The organism is Streptomyces sp. NPDC002130 (genome assembly GCF_040296465.1).
Lineage (GTDB): Bacteria > Actinomycetota > Actinomycetes > Streptomycetales > Streptomycetaceae > Streptomyces.
Map to the genome: position 1 here is coordinate 1 of NZ_JBEOXI010001013.1, position 1,224 is coordinate 1,224.

Sequence of the window (1,224 nt, forward strand, 5' to 3'; positions counted from 1 at the left end):
GCCGGATTCCTCGCTCTTTCTGGCGTCCCCACACCGCCTTCAGGTTTGTTGCGCGTCGACGCGTCCTGCTGTGTGGTTCCACAAACTCCGACAATCTCCCCTTCGTCCAACTACCGTGAAAGGGAGAATCCGCCGAGGTCAGGAGTGCTCGTGCCCAAACTGGAGATCAAGAGGAAGTCAGAACTCTCACGGCAGGAAGTCGCCGACCGACTCATCGCCCTCGGCCAAGCCCTCGCCAGCGGATCCGAAGTGGAGCTGGGGTCGGGTGGGGACTCGATCGAAATCAGTGTTCCGGAACAGGTTCGGTGGGAACTCGAGATCGAAGTCGACGGCAACGAAGTCGAGATAGAAATCGAGATTCACTGGCGCGACGACCCTCAGGAAGAATCAGAAGTGAAGTCTCCGACGCCCGCCAAAGCAGTTCGTCGCAGCCGACCGCGCAAGAGCACTGCGAAGTAACTCGTCGCGAACACGGTTGTCAGGTGGTTACGGAGACGCCGACACCTCGAGAGACACAACGCGCAGCAGTGCTCGGAGATCACTTTCGATCCGTCGAAACAGTTGATACACAACGATGAATCCGGCGATCCCGCCCAGACACAACGCACGAACTGTGGCGTTGAGTTCCTCGCCGGCCCCGGAACCGACAAAACTGAGCCCCGCGATTCCCACCAGTGGAACCGACGCCGCCACCGCGAGGTAACGCGTGCTGCTCCGGCCCAGCGAGCGAATATCGCGTCCGTCGTCGCTCCGTAACTCCCCGTGTGACAACAAGATCGGATACAGACATCGAACCGAGTAATACGTCAGGATGAAGAACGGATACGCGACTGCGACGGCGCCGCACACCGCCAGCGACGACATCAAGTGCACGTAGGCTCGCTGCGGAATTCCGCCGGCGGCAATCTGCAATGCAACCGGATATGCGATACCGGCCAGAACCCACAGACCGAATGCGATCACCACCGCGCGGTGTCGTGCTCGAGGATGACCGACAACGCGATCAGCGAGCCGGCAAAGACGACCATCCCCAGGATCAGGACGCGGTTTCCGAGCATGCGGTACACCGCCGACGAGAGAACCGCCGCCACGCCCATTCCGACGGCCCACGGCAGCGTCATGACGCCCGCTCGCAATGCGGAGAACCCGAAGCCGAACTGAAGCGTGAGACTGATGGTGAAGATCAGGGACGTCAGGGTTCCGAAGAACACGAACGCAAGAACC

At 60.7% G+C, this 1,224-nt stretch carries 2 protein-coding genes and 1 pseudogene; 1 reads left to right on the forward strand and 2 read right to left on the reverse strand.

Annotated elements, in window-relative coordinates; genetic code table 11:
* Nucleotides 1-459, forward strand: a 459-nt coding sequence (locus tag ABT116_RS47925) for an amphi-Trp domain-containing protein (RefSeq protein WP_351647781.1), incomplete at its 5' end; no start/stop codon positions are given.
* A gap of 27 nt (nucleotides 460-486) precedes the next feature.
* Here the strand turns inward: ABT116_RS47925 and ABT116_RS47930 are convergent.
* Both ABT116_RS47930 and ABT116_RS47935 read right to left on the reverse strand, forming a co-directional pair.
* Nucleotides 487-966, reverse strand: coding sequence for a hypothetical protein (locus ABT116_RS47930; protein ID WP_351647783.1), 480 nt, complete (start codon nucleotides 964-966; stop codon nucleotides 487-489).
* Nucleotides 960-1,224: pseudogene (locus tag ABT116_RS47935) on the reverse strand (hypothetical protein); the annotation flags it as partial. The gene ABT116_RS47930 and the pseudogene ABT116_RS47935, both read right to left, overlap by 7 nt.